The 14,849-nt window shown below is 56.8% G+C and carries 15 protein-coding genes; 7 read left to right on the top strand and 8 right to left on the bottom strand.

Going from position 1 to position 14,849, the window contains the following annotated elements:
* Positions 1 to 101 precede the first annotated feature (101 nt).
* Positions 102 to 308: a hypothetical protein gene (locus AYM40_RS41455; RefSeq protein ID WP_158515302.1), complete on the bottom strand. Its 207-nt coding sequence runs from the start codon at positions 306 to 308 to the stop codon at positions 102 to 104.
* 351 nt (positions 309 to 659) lie between these two features.
* On the opposite strand from AYM40_RS41455, the gene AYM40_RS38805 reads away from it, so the two are divergent.
* Positions 660 to 1,016, top strand: coding sequence for a transposase (locus tag AYM40_RS38805; RefSeq protein WP_082855231.1), 357 nt, complete (start codon positions 660 to 662; stop codon positions 1,014 to 1,016).
* An 81-nt stretch (positions 1,017 to 1,097) separates the two neighbouring features.
* Here the strand turns inward: AYM40_RS38805 and AYM40_RS21540 are convergent, their stop codons facing one another.
* From AYM40_RS21540 to gtdA, 3 genes are read right to left on the bottom strand one after another with little or no spacing between them, the layout of a single operon-like run.
* Positions 1,098 to 1,673 carry a MarR family winged helix-turn-helix transcriptional regulator gene (locus AYM40_RS21540; RefSeq protein WP_148662271.1) on the bottom strand — a complete coding sequence of 192 codons (576 nt, stop codon included), beginning with the start codon at positions 1,671 to 1,673 and terminating at the stop codon, positions 1,098 to 1,100.
* Between the two features lie 48 nt (positions 1,674 to 1,721).
* On the bottom strand, positions 1,722 to 2,420 hold the full coding sequence (locus AYM40_RS21535; protein WP_063500611.1) for a fumarylacetoacetate hydrolase family protein: 699 nt from the start codon (positions 2,418 to 2,420) through the stop codon (positions 1,722 to 1,724).
* A 56-nt stretch (positions 2,421 to 2,476) separates the two neighbouring features.
* Positions 2,477 to 3,532: a gentisate 1,2-dioxygenase gene (gene gtdA / locus AYM40_RS21530; RefSeq protein ID WP_063498308.1), complete on the bottom strand. Its 1,056-nt coding sequence runs from the start codon at positions 3,530 to 3,532 to the stop codon at positions 2,477 to 2,479.
* Between the two features lie 580 nt (positions 3,533 to 4,112).
* Between gtdA and AYM40_RS21525 the strand changes: the two genes are divergently transcribed.
* Positions 4,113 to 5,366, top strand: coding sequence for a flavin-dependent oxidoreductase (locus AYM40_RS21525; RefSeq protein WP_063498307.1), 1,254 nt, complete (start codon positions 4,113 to 4,115; stop codon positions 5,364 to 5,366).
* A 35-nt stretch (positions 5,367 to 5,401) separates the two neighbouring features.
* On the top strand, positions 5,402 to 6,046 hold the full coding sequence (gene maiA, locus AYM40_RS21520) for a maleylacetoacetate isomerase (protein WP_063498306.1): 645 nt from the start codon (positions 5,402 to 5,404) through the stop codon (positions 6,044 to 6,046).
* A gap of 418 nt (positions 6,047 to 6,464) precedes the next feature.
* Here maiA and AYM40_RS21515 read toward each other — a convergent pair whose 3' ends face one another.
* The 4 genes from AYM40_RS21515 to AYM40_RS21500 form a co-directional block, all read right to left on the bottom strand.
* Positions 6,465 to 7,109 carry a hypothetical protein gene (locus tag AYM40_RS21515; RefSeq protein ID WP_063498305.1) on the bottom strand — a complete coding sequence of 215 codons (645 nt, stop codon included), beginning with the start codon at positions 7,107 to 7,109 and terminating at the stop codon, positions 6,465 to 6,467.
* Positions 7,110 to 7,435: 326 nt separating this feature from the next.
* Positions 7,436 to 8,203: an SDR family NAD(P)-dependent oxidoreductase gene (locus AYM40_RS21510; RefSeq protein WP_063498304.1), complete on the bottom strand. Its 768-nt coding sequence runs from the start codon at positions 8,201 to 8,203 to the stop codon at positions 7,436 to 7,438.
* Between the two features lie 11 nt (positions 8,204 to 8,214).
* On the bottom strand, positions 8,215 to 8,607 hold the full coding sequence (locus tag AYM40_RS21505) for a nuclear transport factor 2 family protein (protein WP_063498303.1): 393 nt from the start codon (positions 8,605 to 8,607) through the stop codon (positions 8,215 to 8,217).
* A 57-nt stretch (positions 8,608 to 8,664) separates the two neighbouring features.
* Complete coding sequence (locus tag AYM40_RS21500; RefSeq protein WP_236721053.1) at positions 8,665 to 9,210, bottom strand: SRPBCC family protein; 546 nt, start codon at positions 9,208 to 9,210, stop codon at positions 8,665 to 8,667.
* A 391-nt stretch (positions 9,211 to 9,601) separates the two neighbouring features.
* Here AYM40_RS21500 and AYM40_RS21495 point away from each other — a divergent pair, with 391 nt between their 5' ends.
* The 4 genes from AYM40_RS21495 (at position 9,602) to AYM40_RS21480 (ending at position 14,806) form a co-directional block, all read left to right on the top strand.
* Positions 9,602 to 10,360: a coniferyl-alcohol dehydrogenase gene (locus AYM40_RS21495; protein ID WP_063498301.1), complete on the top strand. Its 759-nt coding sequence runs from the start codon at positions 9,602 to 9,604 to the stop codon at positions 10,358 to 10,360.
* A gap of 390 nt (positions 10,361 to 10,750) precedes the next feature.
* On the top strand, positions 10,751 to 11,344 hold the full coding sequence (locus tag AYM40_RS21490) for a pyridoxamine 5'-phosphate oxidase family protein (protein ID WP_063498300.1): 594 nt from the start codon (positions 10,751 to 10,753) through the stop codon (positions 11,342 to 11,344).
* Positions 11,345 to 11,702: 358 nt separating this feature from the next.
* Positions 11,703 to 13,040, top strand: coding sequence for an MFS transporter (locus AYM40_RS21485; protein ID WP_063498299.1), 1,338 nt, complete (start codon positions 11,703 to 11,705; stop codon positions 13,038 to 13,040).
* 197 nt (positions 13,041 to 13,237) lie between these two features.
* Positions 13,238 to 14,806, top strand: coding sequence for a methyl-accepting chemotaxis protein (locus AYM40_RS21480; RefSeq protein ID WP_082855229.1), 1,569 nt, complete (start codon positions 13,238 to 13,240; stop codon positions 14,804 to 14,806).
* Positions 14,807 to 14,849 lie beyond the last annotated feature (43 nt).

Below are 14,849 nucleotides of genomic sequence, written 5' to 3'. Positions count from 1 at the left end.
GCGCCGCCACGACTCACGACGACCGAGCGGCGCGCGAGCCAAACGGACCACATTAACCCGGCACAAAGAACGACGCCGATTGTCTCGCCGCAGCAGCCGACTCAGCCTTGATAATCAGAGAAACTGTGCCAATCCATCCAGTCGTATCGGCCACGATCCTGCCCCCACGCCCTGATAGGGGAGGCCGGCCGCGACGAAAATCCGTGTCGGCTCTCCATGCGGACATCCGCATCTGAATCGGCGTCCGGATTCGCCGGGTAATCCAGAGCACTTGGTTCACCTTGATTGATAACTGTATTGGAAGACATCGTGTCATTCTCCTGCTAGCGATCGGTCCGCCGAAAAGAGCGCCGTCCGGGCACCTCAATCGCGCGACAAATTCATCATTCAGATTGCGTACTTTCACTGAGGACTTCATGCCCGGCCAACTCACGTAGTGCGTCGGCAAACGGCGGAACGCCTGCTCCGATCCGTGAACACTTCTGTACTCTTCCTTTCCGACGCGGCCGTCCAGCACGACTAGCATGCCCGCGTCTTTCGCCACTCACAGCGCGACGCGGCTAGGCGCTTCCGCAGCGTCACACACGGCACGGTGCGTCTCAATGAACGCAGCGCCAGCAGTCTTCGATTTATGAATTGTGTGTATTCATGAGCAGGCATTGCCTGATATTTCCTCGACCGGTAGCTTCGCATCACAGCCTTATGACGGCGAGGTGCCATATGTCGCTGCGGAGCGGCCGGAGATTTCAATGCTCGATTTTCATCTTTCCGATCCCGAATGGGAGCGCATCAAACATCTGTTTCCGAGATCTGAGCCGTTGCGCGGACGCCCTCCTCGCGACAATCGAGCCATACTGAACGCAATCCTCTGGGTACAAAAGACAGGCGAAAAATGGCATAGACTGCCCTCCTGTTTTCCGCCACAGCAAACAGTCTATGGAAAGTACTTAACGTGGCGGCAAACAGGCGTGCTTCAACAGGTATTTGAACTACTGCAAGTGAAACCTGCCGAGTGAGTCGGGCAAACGACCCCGCACCGGAAACCAATCCGCGACCTTGCGTCGGGTATCCGGCACATCGTGAAATTATTGGCCTCTTCAGGTTTCGCTGGCCAACGTCACTTCACTTGCGCCATTCGAGATACTCACACGAGTGGTATCGTTGAAGTGCGCTACAAATTTGCTCAGCAGCGACACAAACTGTGCGGCCTCGTCTTTCGAGAAAGCCGCCATCAGTGCCTCCTTGGAGCGGTCAGCCAGAACATCGGCGCGCCGCAATACTCGCCGACCTTCCGCGCTCAACATGATCTCCGTCTTGCGCGCGTCGGTCTCGCTTTGGGCTTTCGTCAGATAACCTCGTTCCGTCAAATTTTTCACAACGAGCGCGGTGGTGGAACGATCGAGTCCGAGCAAACGCGCGATGCCGATCTGGCTCGAAGGGCCGGAGTGTCTCAGCACAAACATTACGCCGTACTGGCTTGGCGTGATATCAAGAGCGCGAGATGCTTCGATGAAAATATCGATCGAAATCTGGTGCGCGCGACGGATCATGAACCCAGGACGGGAATAAAGCTGCTCGAGCGCATCGCCCGAATTGTCTGGTTCTGCTCGTTGTGCTTTCATGAGATGGAAACCGGCATTTTGAATCAGCCGCTCAAATCGGGTTGTGGGCAAGAGGCCGACTCTGGCCAGGTAAACCCGGCCAGAATCGCCGTCGGAGCGTTAGACGACCTTGACCGACAGATCGTCGAATCCCGACAAGCCGGCAACCATCGTGTCACCGGCAACGACCGGACCGACTCCCTCGGGCGTACCAGTATAAATGAGGTCGCCCGGGACCAACTCGAAGTAGCGCGACAGGTATGCGACTGTCTCCGCCACGGACCAAATCAGTTGGCCAATCTGAGCCTTCTGCTTGCGTTCGCCGTTTACATCCAGCGTGAGTGTCGCCTCAGCGAGGTCGCCAACCTTGTCTGCAGGCACAATCGGACCAATCGGCGCCGAGAAATCGAACGCCTTGCCAATATCCCAAGGACGTCCCATTTTGCGCATCTCCATCTGCAAATCACGCCGTGTCATGTCGAGGCCGAGCGCATAGCCATAGACATGCGAAAGAGCAGATTCCACAGAAATGTTTTTCCCACCGGTGCCGATTGCCGCCACGAGTTCAACCTCGTAGTGACAATTCTCGGTCTCTGACGGATAGGGAAAGGAGCCTGTTTCCCCCGCTGCCACGTACACGACCGCGTCGGCTGGCTTGCAAAAGAAGAACGGCGGTTCACGGTCAGGATCAAAGCCCATCTCCCGAGCATGCGCGGCATAGTTACGACCGACACAATAGACACGTCGAACGGGGAATTGTTGATCGCCGCCGAGAACAGGAATGCCAACGGTCGGGGATGGGGAAAACAGATAGCTCATTGTTTGCTCGCTTGAAAAAATTCTGAAGTCATCGAAGTTCGGCGCGCCGCCGGCGCTCAAGGCTCAAGGCGTTCCTCACGCAGGATGTCCAGGGCGACCTGTACCGGACGATCCGAGAAGCTGAACAAGACCAACTCCTCGTCTGCCTCGAAACTGTACGTATGCCAGGAGGGGATCACAAAATGGTCCTTGGGGCCGAACTCAAAGACCTTTTCGCCGACCTTGACGCGACCTTTCCCTTCGACCACGGAAAATACTGCTCCATCTGTCGAGCGGAATGGCTTGGTTCTGAACCCCCTCGGGATCAACTGCATGAATGTCCCAATGGTGGGCATGGGCCAGCCGCCAGTTGCCGGATTGACGTATCGCAACTTGACCCCGTGCCACAAATCGATCTCAAGCTGGCGGTACAACGTGTCAAGCGCCTCTCGCGTACGCTCATACGGGTAGCTAAAGATCGGCGATGTTGCACTGGACACGCGATGGTTCACCGGCGCCATGTTGTAACCGAACTTCGCAAACGAGTTTCCTTCGGCTCGCGTAACCGTTTGCGAACGTTCGTCGCTACTCTCCTGGAATCCAGCGTCGAAGAATCGGACCATCGGTATATCCAACCCGTCAAGCCACACTACAGGTTGAATGTCGCCGTCAATACCCTCGTTCCCGTGGTCGTGCCAGGTCCAGCTCGGTGTAATGATGAAGTCCCCTGGCGACATCGTGGTCCGCTCGCCGTCTACCGCTGTATAAGCGCCTTTGCCATCCACAATGAATCGCAACGCGCTCTGTACGTGCCGATGTGGCGGAGCGGTTTCGCCCGGGAGAATCAGTTGCAGCCCCGCATACAAGGAATTCGTCACACTGTACTGGCCCGGTAATGCCGGATTCTCCAGCACCAAAACCCGGCGGACAGCCTCTTCCGCCGTGATGAGCCGCCCAGCGCGTTCAATGTGAGGCGCTACATCGGCCCATTTCCACAGTTCCGGCACGCACTGCCCATTCGGCTTCGACGGAACGAGGTTATGCAGAGCCTCCCACAGCGGACTCAGATTGATGTCCCGGATTTCGTCGTAGAACGCTTTCCGGGATATGCCGACTTCTGTCGAAATATTCATGTTTAAAAGTCTCTATTTGTAAGCCCGACCTACCCATCGCCGATGTGTGTACGGCAGTGGCTAGCCCACGTAGAACTGAATCTCACCACACCAGAGACACCCCGGGTTTGGCGTCATCACGCGTACTGAGCGCAAATGCCCAAGCATCGGTTCAGCAGCAACCCCTTGGTCCGTCTAGGCACATCGGCCTGCACAGTCGAAACCCAGGTCATACCCTAATCATTCACAGTGATGAAGCTGCAACGCAGAACATGCACGCACTGGCATGCATCGCGAAGACGCAAAGACGCGTCGGAAACCCGCCTTTGAGACAGTCACCTGGGCGCCGTGCCTAGCTCCTTGACCGCGCCAGATACCGACAGTTTCAAGCAACGCCTATCGCTATGATAGTCAATTGCGCAGACGTCTGCCATTTATTTTTCGACCGCTGCGAAGATGTTCTTGTATGACGCAAGGCCAAGTCCGCTGGGAGCTGCAGCGATCATCCTTGACATTCTCAGGACACGAAAACTAGAATATACGCAGACGTCTGCCTATTTTTATACGGCGTCGTACCCACCCCTGGATACCTGGAAGAAACATGAAAAATGATTGTGACGTCCTGATCATCGGCGCCGGCGTTGGCGGTCTCACCTTGGCGCTTGCGCTGCACGAAGCAGGCATTCAATGCCGAATCTACGAAGCCGCTCCCGAGATCAAACCACTTGGCGTAGGCATCAACGTGCTGCCCCATGCGACGCGCGTACTTGGTCGACTCGGTGTCAATGACCGCCTGGCGGCGAAGAGTGTGCTAACTCAGGAAGCGTCGTTTTTCAATCAATATGGTCAACTGATTCATTCCGAGGCCGTCGGCACAGCCGCTGGATACGACACGCCGCAATTTTCGATTCATCGAGGAGATCTCCAGCTGACGTTGATGGAAGTCGTCCTTGAGCGACTTGGAGCTGATGCAATCGTCTGCGACCGCAAGTGTGTCGGGGCGGAGTCCGATGCGGCCGGCGCACAGTGCAACTTCGTCGACGCGGCTGGCAATGCAAGCTCCGTTCGAAGTTCCGTGGTAGTCGCGTGTGACGGCCTGCACTCGGCGATTCGAAAGCAGTTCTACCCTGATGAAGGTGCTCCGCGATATTCCGGTATCAACATGTGGCGGGGTGCCGTGAAATGGAAGCCGTTCCTCAGCGGCGCGACGATGGTACGGGCCGGCGCACTCGTTCCGGGTGTGGGCAAGATGGTCATCTATCCGATTCGCAACAACGTCGACGAAGCCGGCAATCAGCTTGTCAACTGGGTGGCGGAACTGAATGCTCCGCAGCCCGCGAAGCGGGACTGGAACGGGCAAGGCCGCCTCGAGGAGTTTTATCCGGCATTCGAGAAATGGAACTTCGACTGGCTTGATGTTGCCGGGATGATCAAGGCAACCACCAATGTGCTCGAGTTCCCAATGGTTGACCAGGACCCATTGCCGCGCTGGACATTCGGTCGAGTGACTCTTTTGGGCGATGCAGCACACCCGATGGTTCCACGCGGCTCCAACGGCGCCGGCCAGGCAATCATTGACGCTGACGTGTTGACCGCCAAATTCCAGAAATTTGGCGTCAATCAAGTAGCGCTGGATTCATACGACGACGAGCGTCGCCAGGCGACCAACGCTGTCGTGCTTACGAACCGCAAAGCTCCGCCCGACAAAATCCTCCAAGTAGTCCATGAAAGGACTGGCGGTCAGCCGTTCGAGTCAATCGGTGAGGTGATTTCACCGCAGGAATTGACCGACATCACGAGCCAGTACAAAGCCGTCGCAGGCTACACGCTTGATGCACTGAAGACGGCCGGCTGAAGCGCGCGGGCTCGCTATAAAAGGACAAACACGTAATGAAGCTATACAACTATTTCCGCAGCTCGTCCTCGTATCGGGTTCGCATTGCCTGCAACCTGAAGGGACTCCAGTATGAGTATCTGCCAATCCATCTGAATCGAAATGGCGGTGAACAATTTTCGGAAGAGTTCCTCTCGCTGAATCCTCAAGCCCTTGTACCGGTGCTTGACGATGGCGAGAGCCGTGTCTCGCAATCGCTTGCGATCCTCGAGTATCTGGAGGAAACGCACCCTCAAACGCCGCTGTTGCCGTACGCATCGAAAGACCGGGCAGCTGTGCGCGAGTTGTCGCAATATATCGCGTGCGAGATGCATCCCCTGAACAATCTACGTGTGCTCAAGTTTCTGACAGGTACGCTTGGACTCGACGAAACGCAGAAGCAAACGTGGATCACCCATTGGCTTCGCACGGGGTTGACGGCCCTCGAGCGGCAGTTGAGCACCTCGCCGACGCGTGGCGCCTTCTGTTTCAGCGATAGGCCGACCATTGCGGATTGCTGTTTTGTGCCGCAAGCTTTCAACGCTCGTCGGTTTGGTGTCGATATTGCTGAGTATCCGACGTTGGCGACGATTGAACGGAACTGCGAAGCCCTCGACGCATTTCGGGACGCTCATCCGTCTCGACAGCCAGATACGGAATGACGTGAGCAGAGTGGCGGCGAATGGCCAGCCATTTCTGCGCACCGGAAGGAGGATGGTGCTGCGGCTCCAACGTCTCATCATCCGACGCCTCTATTGCGACTGTCTCTTCTCCTATTGCTCGACCCTCCGGGAAGAGATCACCTTACATGTAGCCGGCGCATAACTCTCTCGCTCGAACAGCCCCACCAGCCATGCGGTGCCGCCGACCACCAAGCGCCCGTCGTGGTCGCCGGCACCTCATCTAAGGATGGGTGAGTTCGCAAGGCCTCCGCGCATATCGGTTGTCTCGACGCCTACCGTCAGCGCTTCCGAATACACCTGAAGAGAGACAAGCTAGAGCAGACTGAATTCAATAGCGCTGTCTATCCGTTCACCATCGACGAGCCACAGCTGATCATCCCAGCGGCATCATATACGCTCAAACCCGCACAACTCTCACCCTTGCGCAAACCACTGCATCCGGCGGGAACTTCTGTATTCCGGGGAACAGAAAGTCGTGGTTCTTGCGAGCGTTGAGAAACGCCTCGAAGCCAGTTTTCCAGGTGTCGAAGAGCAGGGCCGCGTCTGGGCCAACGAGCACTGCTTCGAGGATGCGACCGTCACCCGCGTCGCCCCCGACATAGCACTTGTCCGCTGTCCAGTGTTCTCCGTCCGGGTCAATGTCAGCAACCTGTACTGGATAGTAGGTATCAGGCCTGGTTTCCCAGCGCCTCACCAACTGGAGGCGGTATCCGGGCGGGAGTGGCTTTTTCACAGTACCTAAAACGCGGACGACGGCCTGCACTGATACTCCGGGCTTCGGATCGAGAATCTTGATGTCATAGTCCGCCGCAACTGGCTTGGCCACACCCCTGTCGCCGTTTGGTTTTTCCCATATATAGACGCTGACTGAGACAATCAGACAGACAGCCGCCCCGATATACATCGCTAAACGGTTCTCAGGCGTGAAGATCGTCCCTTTGACATTCAGCGAGCTCGCAGCACCGCCTACAAGGAGCAAAAAACCAAGAATCAGAAGCATGCCCCAGAACGACCTGATCAAAGCAAGTAAGGCGTCTTTCATGGCGTCGCTTATTCCATATGCGTTTAGTGGGAAAGGCCGACAGGCGAAGAAATACTTCGGACCGTTGATTTAACACGAAAGGTGCGATACGTGGCCCTTGGCATACATGCTCTTTCAGCCATTCGCTGGTGCTCCGAAAACGGAAGCGGCGCGCTGACTTCCCGAGTAGGTGTCTCGCTCAAGCCGAGCGGACGAGAGCTCGCTTGGGTCGCGTGAATGGACCCAAATCCCGAAGCGCGATCGCGGGCAGAAGTGCAACGTCCCGAAAACCTCAAGCGGGTGAGGTTTCGGGACGTATTGACTACAGAGAGTAACCGTCGACGCGTCTAGATCGCCAGATACCCTCCATCCACGGCGATCTCACCTCCAGTAACGAACGACGACCGGCCCGAAAGCAGCCAGACCACCACGTCCGCGACTTCACTCGGCTGACCCAGTCGACCGATTGGATGACGGGCTTCGAGAGCGGGCAGCAAGTCCGCGAATTGAGGTTGACTGACAAGCGAGTCGATCATTGGCGTGCGGATTACCCCAGGGAGAATAGAGTTCACGCGAATATTCTTTGCCCCGTATTCAATCGCCGCGCTCTTCGTAAGACCGAGCACCCCTGCTTTCGACGCGCAGTATTCCGACGCGCCCGGAATCGCCACCCGCCCCAATCCCGAGGACGTATTTACAATCGCTCCGCCGCCGGTCTTCAGCATGGCCGCAATCTCGTGCTTGAGGCAAAAGAAGACGCCCTTCAGATTAATGTCGATAACGATGTTCCATTGCGCTTCCGACAATTCGTGGAGCGGCGTATTTCTTTGCTCGACGCCAGCGTTGTTGAATGCACCGTCGAGGCGCCCGAACTCTCCAACGGTACGCTCCACGAGTGCCGCGACATCCTGCTCCTGAGCGACATTCGTCTTGACAACGATAGTCTTCACGCCCAGATGCTGCGCATGCTCCGCCGTCTCCCGCGCACCATCCTCGTCCAGATCAGCAAGAGCCAGCGACGCACCTGCGTCGGCAAGCGCGTACGCAGCCGCGCGACCGATCCCGCGTCCCGCCCCCGTGACGATTACTACCTTCCCGTCGAGTAGCTTGTCCATGTGCGCCCCCGTTAGTGAGTTGCAGCGGCCGGCTTATCACGGAGTTGCGGTGCGAACACAGGTGCAAGGTCGATGTAGATTCGGTAGTCGTCGATCAGCGTGTCCTCGGCGTGATGCAGGATGACCGCGCACGGAACCTCGACCTCAATGCGGTCATGACGCGTGTAATAAGTCATGAAGCGCACGATCGTGATGTCGTCGGCTTCCCACTTTCCCGTCATCTCATGACGCAGTGCTGCGATACTGGAAAAGAAGGCCACCACCCCTTCTCTCACTGCGGCCCGTCCGACGAGCGCAGGCGCGTTGCCAAACTGGAAAGTAACGTTTTCTGCAAGGTTCGACAAAAAGCCTTCGACGTCCATCGCATCGATTTTCGAAAACATGGGTTCAACGTTTCGTGACATGCGAGTCTCCAATTCTTCAGATGTATAGCTGATTACCCTACTTCCGGCTCGCCAATATCACGCCTGTGCGACGGCTTCGTCGCGGATACGGCGCAGCGTCGTTCGTACAGCGTCCAGATAGGCCGCCTCCATGCCCGCAGCAAACTCCTTCTCTTTCTCACTGCCGGGTTCCACGCCTTCAAGCACCATGTCGAAGGTGAAGCGCAAGTGCAGCGTTCCATCTGGGTCTTCTTCGATGATATTCTTGATCAATCCCTTTGCCTGACCTGACAGGCGCACGAATTCGACGCGCTCTTCCGGGAAGAACAAGATGAGTTCTTGCAGAGTCTCGCCGTGCAGGACAACTTCGCGAATCAGCCGCTCAGGCTGCTGCTGCACCACTACGCAACTGGTGATCGCCTCTACGTACGGCACTGCGTTTTCCGCCTTGCGTACCAATCCGACCCAAACCTGTTGACGATTCAACTTGATGCCCGCTGAACCATCGGCGGGATTGACTTCCAGCTTGCGACTCACGCTAATCATTGCTGTCTCCGGTTTAAACAAATAGTCAATTCGTCGACCTACATCGTCGACGATGCCATTGGATTCTAGAGTCCCCATCGAACTGAAACCATTGTTTCGCCTTATTCCAGACAATAAGTCCCATCTATATGTTTCGGTGGCTTGAAACGCCTCCCAAGCGTCCCCGCCCCCCCGACCACCCACCAATCCCATAAATACCGTCGAAAGTTTCCTATCAATGAAAGTGTGTGGATTTGTGCGATTGCTTGAGCGAACAATCCGGTTCACCAGTAAGGTTCTGAGCGGTGCCGCGCGCGACCCGCATTGACTGCTGCTCTACATATAACCCCCAAAACTAACGTTCAACCCGGAGACGACGTATCTCGTTCGGAGGCGCAGGTCCAGCTACCTGTCGACCGACTCCTGATTTGTCGACCCGATTACGCCTTACTCAGAGGAAAATATGGCAACTCCATCATCCGCAGCGACAATGACTGTCGCTATTACAGGAGCCGCATCCGGCATCGGCGCTGAAACGGCACGTCTGCTAAGCTCGCGTGGCGCAAGCGTTATCGCGCTGGACAGAAACAAGCCGGACTTTCCTGTTGCCCAGTTCGTTCAGATTGACCTGGCTGACCCGGATTCAATCAATGCTGCGGCCCAACAACTGCCCGACACGCTGACCGGGTTGTGCAACGTAGCCGGCGTCCCGGGGACCGTTGGATCCGACCGGGTCGCGCGAATCAACTACCTCGGGCTGAGGCAGCTAACTGAAGCCGTGATTCCGAAGATGGTGAAGGGAGGCTCTATTGTCAACGTCGCGTCCACGGCTGGGCAAAACTGGCGAGAAAGGCAAAAGATTCACGTCGACCTCGGAAGCACCGCGAGCTTCACGGACGGCTTGCGCTGGCTCGAGAGCAACCCGGTTTCAGACGCGCAAGCCTATCCGTACTTTAAGGAAGCGCTCATCGTCTGGACGATGGGCCGTGCAGTCACGCTGCGCCGCGCGACGGGAATCCGGATGAACTGTGTAAGCCCGGGTCCGACTGACACGCCGATCCTTAATGATTTCCGCACGACCCTCGGCTCAGCAAATGTAGAGGACGCCATCCACCGCGCGGGTGGCGTTGGGCGCCCAGAAGACATTGCCCCGGTTATCGCGTTCCTGTTGACAACGGATAGCGCATGGGTCGTCGGCGCCAACGTGCTGGCTGACGGTGGCCTTCTCGCATCGAGGATTCTCGATTAGTAACCGAACATCGGTTACTCGAGCGTTCCGTAAGAGCCCGAGACGGAACGCGGAGGAGACGATCTCCCCCGTCAATCGCAGACCGAGATGTCTGTACTAACAAAAACAGGGCCGGCGTTCGGCAATGGCTCGAGCGCTGGCGCATGGCGGGCCGGGGTGCATCTCTGTCGTCCGTGAACGCTTCCGGATGCGTTTGCATCTTGGCGCAAGCGGCATGTAGGATCTGCGCACGGACGGAAGTGACCGAGGCGCGGTCGCTCCGGCCCGGGAAGAGCGGGATCATTCGAAAACTGCACGCAGGCTACCTGAGCCGCCCCACCTGGCATGAGGCCGGATCGATCGAAGCAGTCGTCCGGCACATTTCTACCTTCTCGCATGATGGATTAGACAATGGACGACGCACTGGATTTTCTGTTGGACAAGTACCAGCAAGGCTTGCCCCTTGAAGACGCCCGCGTGCGGTTTGCTGCATTGGTTACCCTGGACGCGGAAAACCTCCCGATGACGAGGTTCGTGACAATACGCTCATTCACCCGCGCAGGCATCTCTATCTCCGTCAGTGGCGACAGTCCCAAAATCACGCATCTGATGTCGAACGGCAAATGGGAGCTCGCCGGATTTTGGCCGGTTCAACTGTTTCAGTATCGTATCCGTGGCACGTACGAAATTCGCTGTGGCGAGGACGAACGCGCCACCTGGCACATGAAGCCCGAAGCGAGCAGGGTGCTAGACGTCTACCACGAGAACGTTCGCCCTCAAAGCACACCACTGGCCTCCCGCGAGCAACTTCTCGAAGAAGTCGCGACGCTGCGACGCAATATAGACGCCGGATTGACACCGTTCGAGGCGAAAAAAGTGAGTTCCCTATGGCTGAGTCCGACATTCATTGAGACGTGGGAAGGTTCCGACGACGACCGACTGCATGATCGCAGTATTTGGAAACTTAGCGAATCGAAATGGGTACGGACTCGACTGGTTCCCTGATGCTACGAATACCACTCGTGACGGCATCGTCCGGTTCTGCACTCTGCGTCTGCCGTTCTTCGTGCAGGCACCATCTGCTTTCCATGACTTCGAGCTGCTTCCGAGGTGATAGTCATGTTGACCAAGGCGCCACGACGGATTCGACGTTGGCCTACAACGCGCGTAATTCCCATCTATAAATTCGGCTGCATTGACTGCGTTTTCTTTCAAACGTAATTTTCGCTCGACGGCACCTTATCGGTGATACGTCATCGCCCGGGCTGGCCGGAGTGCATGGAACTTCGTACTCCCTGGTCATGACGCAGTGCTCCTCGCACAGCATCATCACGGGTTCCAAAAAATGCGTTAGGAGACAGCAGTGCAACCCAATTCAACGGCAGTAGATGTCCGTGCGTGGCTCGACGCCCAACGATTTTCTCCCTTCCAGTGGCTCGTCGTCTTTCTCTGCTTCTGTGTTGTTGCGGTCGATGGCTTCGACACAGCTTGCATCGGGTTCATTGCGCCCGCACTGCGGCATGAGTGGGCGGTAGGCCCATCAACGCTAGGAACCCTATTCGGCGCCGGCCTGGCTGGCCTGATGGTCGGCGCATTTTCATTTGGACCAATGGCAGACAAGGTCGGGCGAAAGAAAACCTTGATCGTGTGCGTGGCGTTCTTCGGAATTTCCAGCATCGTGGCAGCCTACGCGCCGACAATCGGAGCGCTGATCGCGCTGCGTTTCGTCACTGGAATTGGGCTTGGTGGCGCAATGCCAAATGCTATTGCGCTTACCTCCGAATACTGCCCAGAAAAGCGAAAATCGTTTTTGACCACCGTGATGTTCTGCGGCTTCACGCTGGGCTCCGGCTGCGGCGGTCTTGTTGCAGCGGAACTGGTGCCCGCTTACGGATGGCGCAGTGTCCTCCTGTTCGGGGGCATCCTCCCGTTAACCCTGGTGCCTGTCCTGATCGCCTTAATGCCGGAGTCAGTACGCTATCTCGTCGCAAACAAGACGTCGCGCGTCAGGGTCGCTGCTCTGCTCCGACGAATCAGTCCGATTGAACTCGGTCCATACACTGAGTTCACACTAAATGAAATTAAATCGTCCGGCTCTCCGGTACGTCAGCTTTTCGCAAAGGGGTTCCGCAACGGTACGCTCCTCCTCTGGTGCGTATTTTTCATGAGTCTGCTGATCGTGTACCTCATGACCAGTTGGCTCCCGACGCTTATCCATAACGCCGGCATGACCTTGACGGACGCCTCCCGTGTGGCAGCGCTCTATCAAATCGGCGGTACAGTCGGCGCGCTGACGCTTGGCCGCTTAATGGACAGATTTCGGCCACCGGTCGTGCTCGGCATCTCATATGCAGCGGCTGCGCCGTTCATCATCAGCCTCGGACAGGTTCACGGTCTCTGGCTCGCCGCATCTGTCGCAGGTGTAGGTTTCTTTATTAACGGATCACAGATTGGCGCCAACGCGTTTTCCGCTCAGTTTTATCCGACGGAAAGTCGAGTCACAGGAATAAGCTGGGCCTTGGGTGTGGGTCGGCTCGGCTCGATCTTCGGAGCGATGATGGGCGGTGTGCTTCTTGCGGCCAACATGCCGCTAAGCACACTATTCATCCTGTTTTCAATCCCAGCGGTACTCGCTTCCTTGGCAGCCTTTGGATGCGGGTTTGGCCCAAGCCAACCTGCCGCAGTTCCGGCAACGCCGTAATGTCCACTGCGCGACGTCGCGTCAGACAGCAATGAGCGGTGCCTTTTCGACAGCGTCGGCCCCCCATTTATGAAACGCGCGGTGATATTGCCTACCTGCCATGCGTCGAAGTCTTCGTCCGGAAGAACGCGAGCACACGAAGGATTAGTGGACGTCGTCGTCCTGTTTTCCCACAACGCCGAATTTAGCTTAGAAAAATGAATATAACCGTAAGCAGGCGCCTACTCGCCGCCATGATTCTCCCTGTTGTCAGCATCCTGTCTGCCGGTACATATGGAATGTTGGCTCTCCGCGCCGACCAGCAACATCTCTCCTTTGCCCAGACGACATTGCTATCCCGGGTATCGGACCTTGACTCGATGCAAGAAACCCTGCATGCGCTTCAATCTCTTTCCTACCAACACCTTCTTGCGGAGACGGTCGGCGAGAAAGCGCAAGTGGAAACTGTCATGGCAAGTAAGCTGGCGACGCTTGACGATGCCGTAGCTAAATACCGGCACGAAGATGATCAAAGTGACTCGACAGGGAAGACAATGATTGAATCTGGCGCCGCCAGCGAGATGGCCTATCGAACCGCGCTGTCGAGCTTTCTCGAGAAGTCTCGAGGCGGTCACATCAACGACGCCCGCAGCAGCCTGCTGCCCGGTGGCGAGTTGAACAGCGCTGCCGTTGCGGTGGACGCCCAGTTGAAGAGGTACGCGAGATACAACAGCGCGCAAGTGGACGAATATGGGATCGACGCTCGTCGCCGGTACGCACGGTCCTTGCTGGTGTCCTGCCTCGTCATGGGATTCGGAATTGTCACAACCGTATGGACTGGCTTTCGACTGCACACCGTCGTTTGCGGCGGCTTGCGCCGTATGAGAAACAAAATGATGGAGATTGCCGAATCGCTGGATCTTTCCAAGAGAACTGCAAGCCCTCGAAAGGATGAGTTTGGACTCGCGGCTAGAGCGTTCGACCAGTTGATGAGCCGTGTCGAAGATACGGTCGTCAGTGTGCGCCGTTCTGCCGATTCGGTTTCAATGTCGACGAAAGAAATCGCCGCTGGGAACATCGACCTGTCATCCCGAACGGAAGAGCACGCGGCATCGCTGGAAGAGACGGCTGCGACGATAAGAATACTGTCGGAAACTGTGAGGCAGAACGCCGACAATGCGCGCCAGGCCAATGAGCTGACAGTAAATACTTCGAGAATTGCTGACGAGGGTGCCGAAGCCGTTCAAGAGATGCTCAAGACGATGCACTTAATGAACGACAGCTCGAGCAAGATTTCCGAAATTATCGGCCTTATCGAGGGGATTGCGTTCCAGACCAACATCCTCGCATTGAACGCGGCCGTTGAAGCCGCTCGCGCCGGCGAGCAAGGGCGCGGTTTTGCCGTGGTCGCCAGCGAAGTCCGAAGCCTGGCGCAACGCTCGTCGGCGGCGGCCGGGGAGATCAAGGAATTGATCACGTCATCTGTCGAAATGGTCCGTGACGGCTCGCTCCGTGCAGTCGGAGTCAGTGAGCGGGTCGACGAGATGAAGCAGGCGATACAGCACGTCTCAGGGATTGTTGGCGAGATTGCAACCGCCTCTGAAGAGCAAAGCCTTGGCATTCAGCAGATAAATGTTGCGATAGACCAGATGGATGAGGTTACGCTTCAAAACGCAGCATTGGTGGAGCAATCGGCCGCTGCTGCGCAATCGCTCGAACACCAGGCCAGCAATCTCACCGAAGCTGTTTCCGCGTTCAAGGTCACTGGGACGTTTGCCGCTGCCTGAAGCCGCGAGTCACTGCGACTTCATGTTCGAACGGAAAAGCGGC

This window comes from Paraburkholderia phytofirmans OLGA172, assembly GCF_001634365.1.
Classification (GTDB): Bacteria; Pseudomonadota; Gammaproteobacteria; order Burkholderiales; family Burkholderiaceae; genus Paraburkholderia.
This window is presented reverse-complemented; position numbering and strand designations above follow the sequence as displayed.

Excerpts from the sequence above, each read along its gene's own strand:
- AYM40_RS41455 (WP_158515302.1), bottom strand. The coding sequence starts at position 308 with ATGTCTTCCAATACAGTTATCAATCAAGGTGAACCAAGTGCTCTGGAT.
- AYM40_RS21535 (WP_063500611.1), bottom strand. The coding sequence starts at position 2,420 with ATGAGCTATCTGTTTTCCCCATCCCCGACCGTTGGCATTCCTGTTCTC.
- gtdA (WP_063498308.1), bottom strand. The coding sequence starts at position 3,532 with ATGAATATTTCGACAGAAGTCGGCATATCCCGGAAAGCGTTCTACGAC.
- AYM40_RS21525 (WP_063498307.1), top strand. The coding sequence starts at position 4,113 with ATGAAAAATGATTGTGACGTCCTGATCATCGGCGCCGGCGTTGGCGGT.
- maiA (WP_063498306.1), top strand. The coding sequence starts at position 5,402 with ATGAAGCTATACAACTATTTCCGCAGCTCGTCCTCGTATCGGGTTCGC.
- AYM40_RS21515 (WP_063498305.1), bottom strand. The coding sequence starts at position 7,109 with ATGAAAGACGCCTTACTTGCTTTGATCAGGTCGTTCTGGGGCATGCTT.
- AYM40_RS21510 (WP_063498304.1), bottom strand. The coding sequence starts at position 8,203 with ATGGACAAGCTACTCGACGGGAAGGTAGTAATCGTCACGGGGGCGGGA.
- AYM40_RS21505 (WP_063498303.1), bottom strand. The coding sequence starts at position 8,607 with ATGTCACGAAACGTTGAACCCATGTTTTCGAAAATCGATGCGATGGAC.
- AYM40_RS21500 (WP_236721053.1), bottom strand. The coding sequence starts at position 9,210 with ATGGGGACTCTAGAATCCAATGGCATCGTCGACGATGTAGGTCGACGA.
- AYM40_RS21495 (WP_063498301.1), top strand. The coding sequence starts at position 9,602 with ATGACTGTCGCTATTACAGGAGCCGCATCCGGCATCGGCGCTGAAACG.
- AYM40_RS21490 (WP_063498300.1), top strand. The coding sequence starts at position 10,751 with ATGGACGACGCACTGGATTTTCTGTTGGACAAGTACCAGCAAGGCTTG.
- AYM40_RS21480 (WP_082855229.1), top strand. The coding sequence starts at position 13,238 with ATGAATATAACCGTAAGCAGGCGCCTACTCGCCGCCATGATTCTCCCT.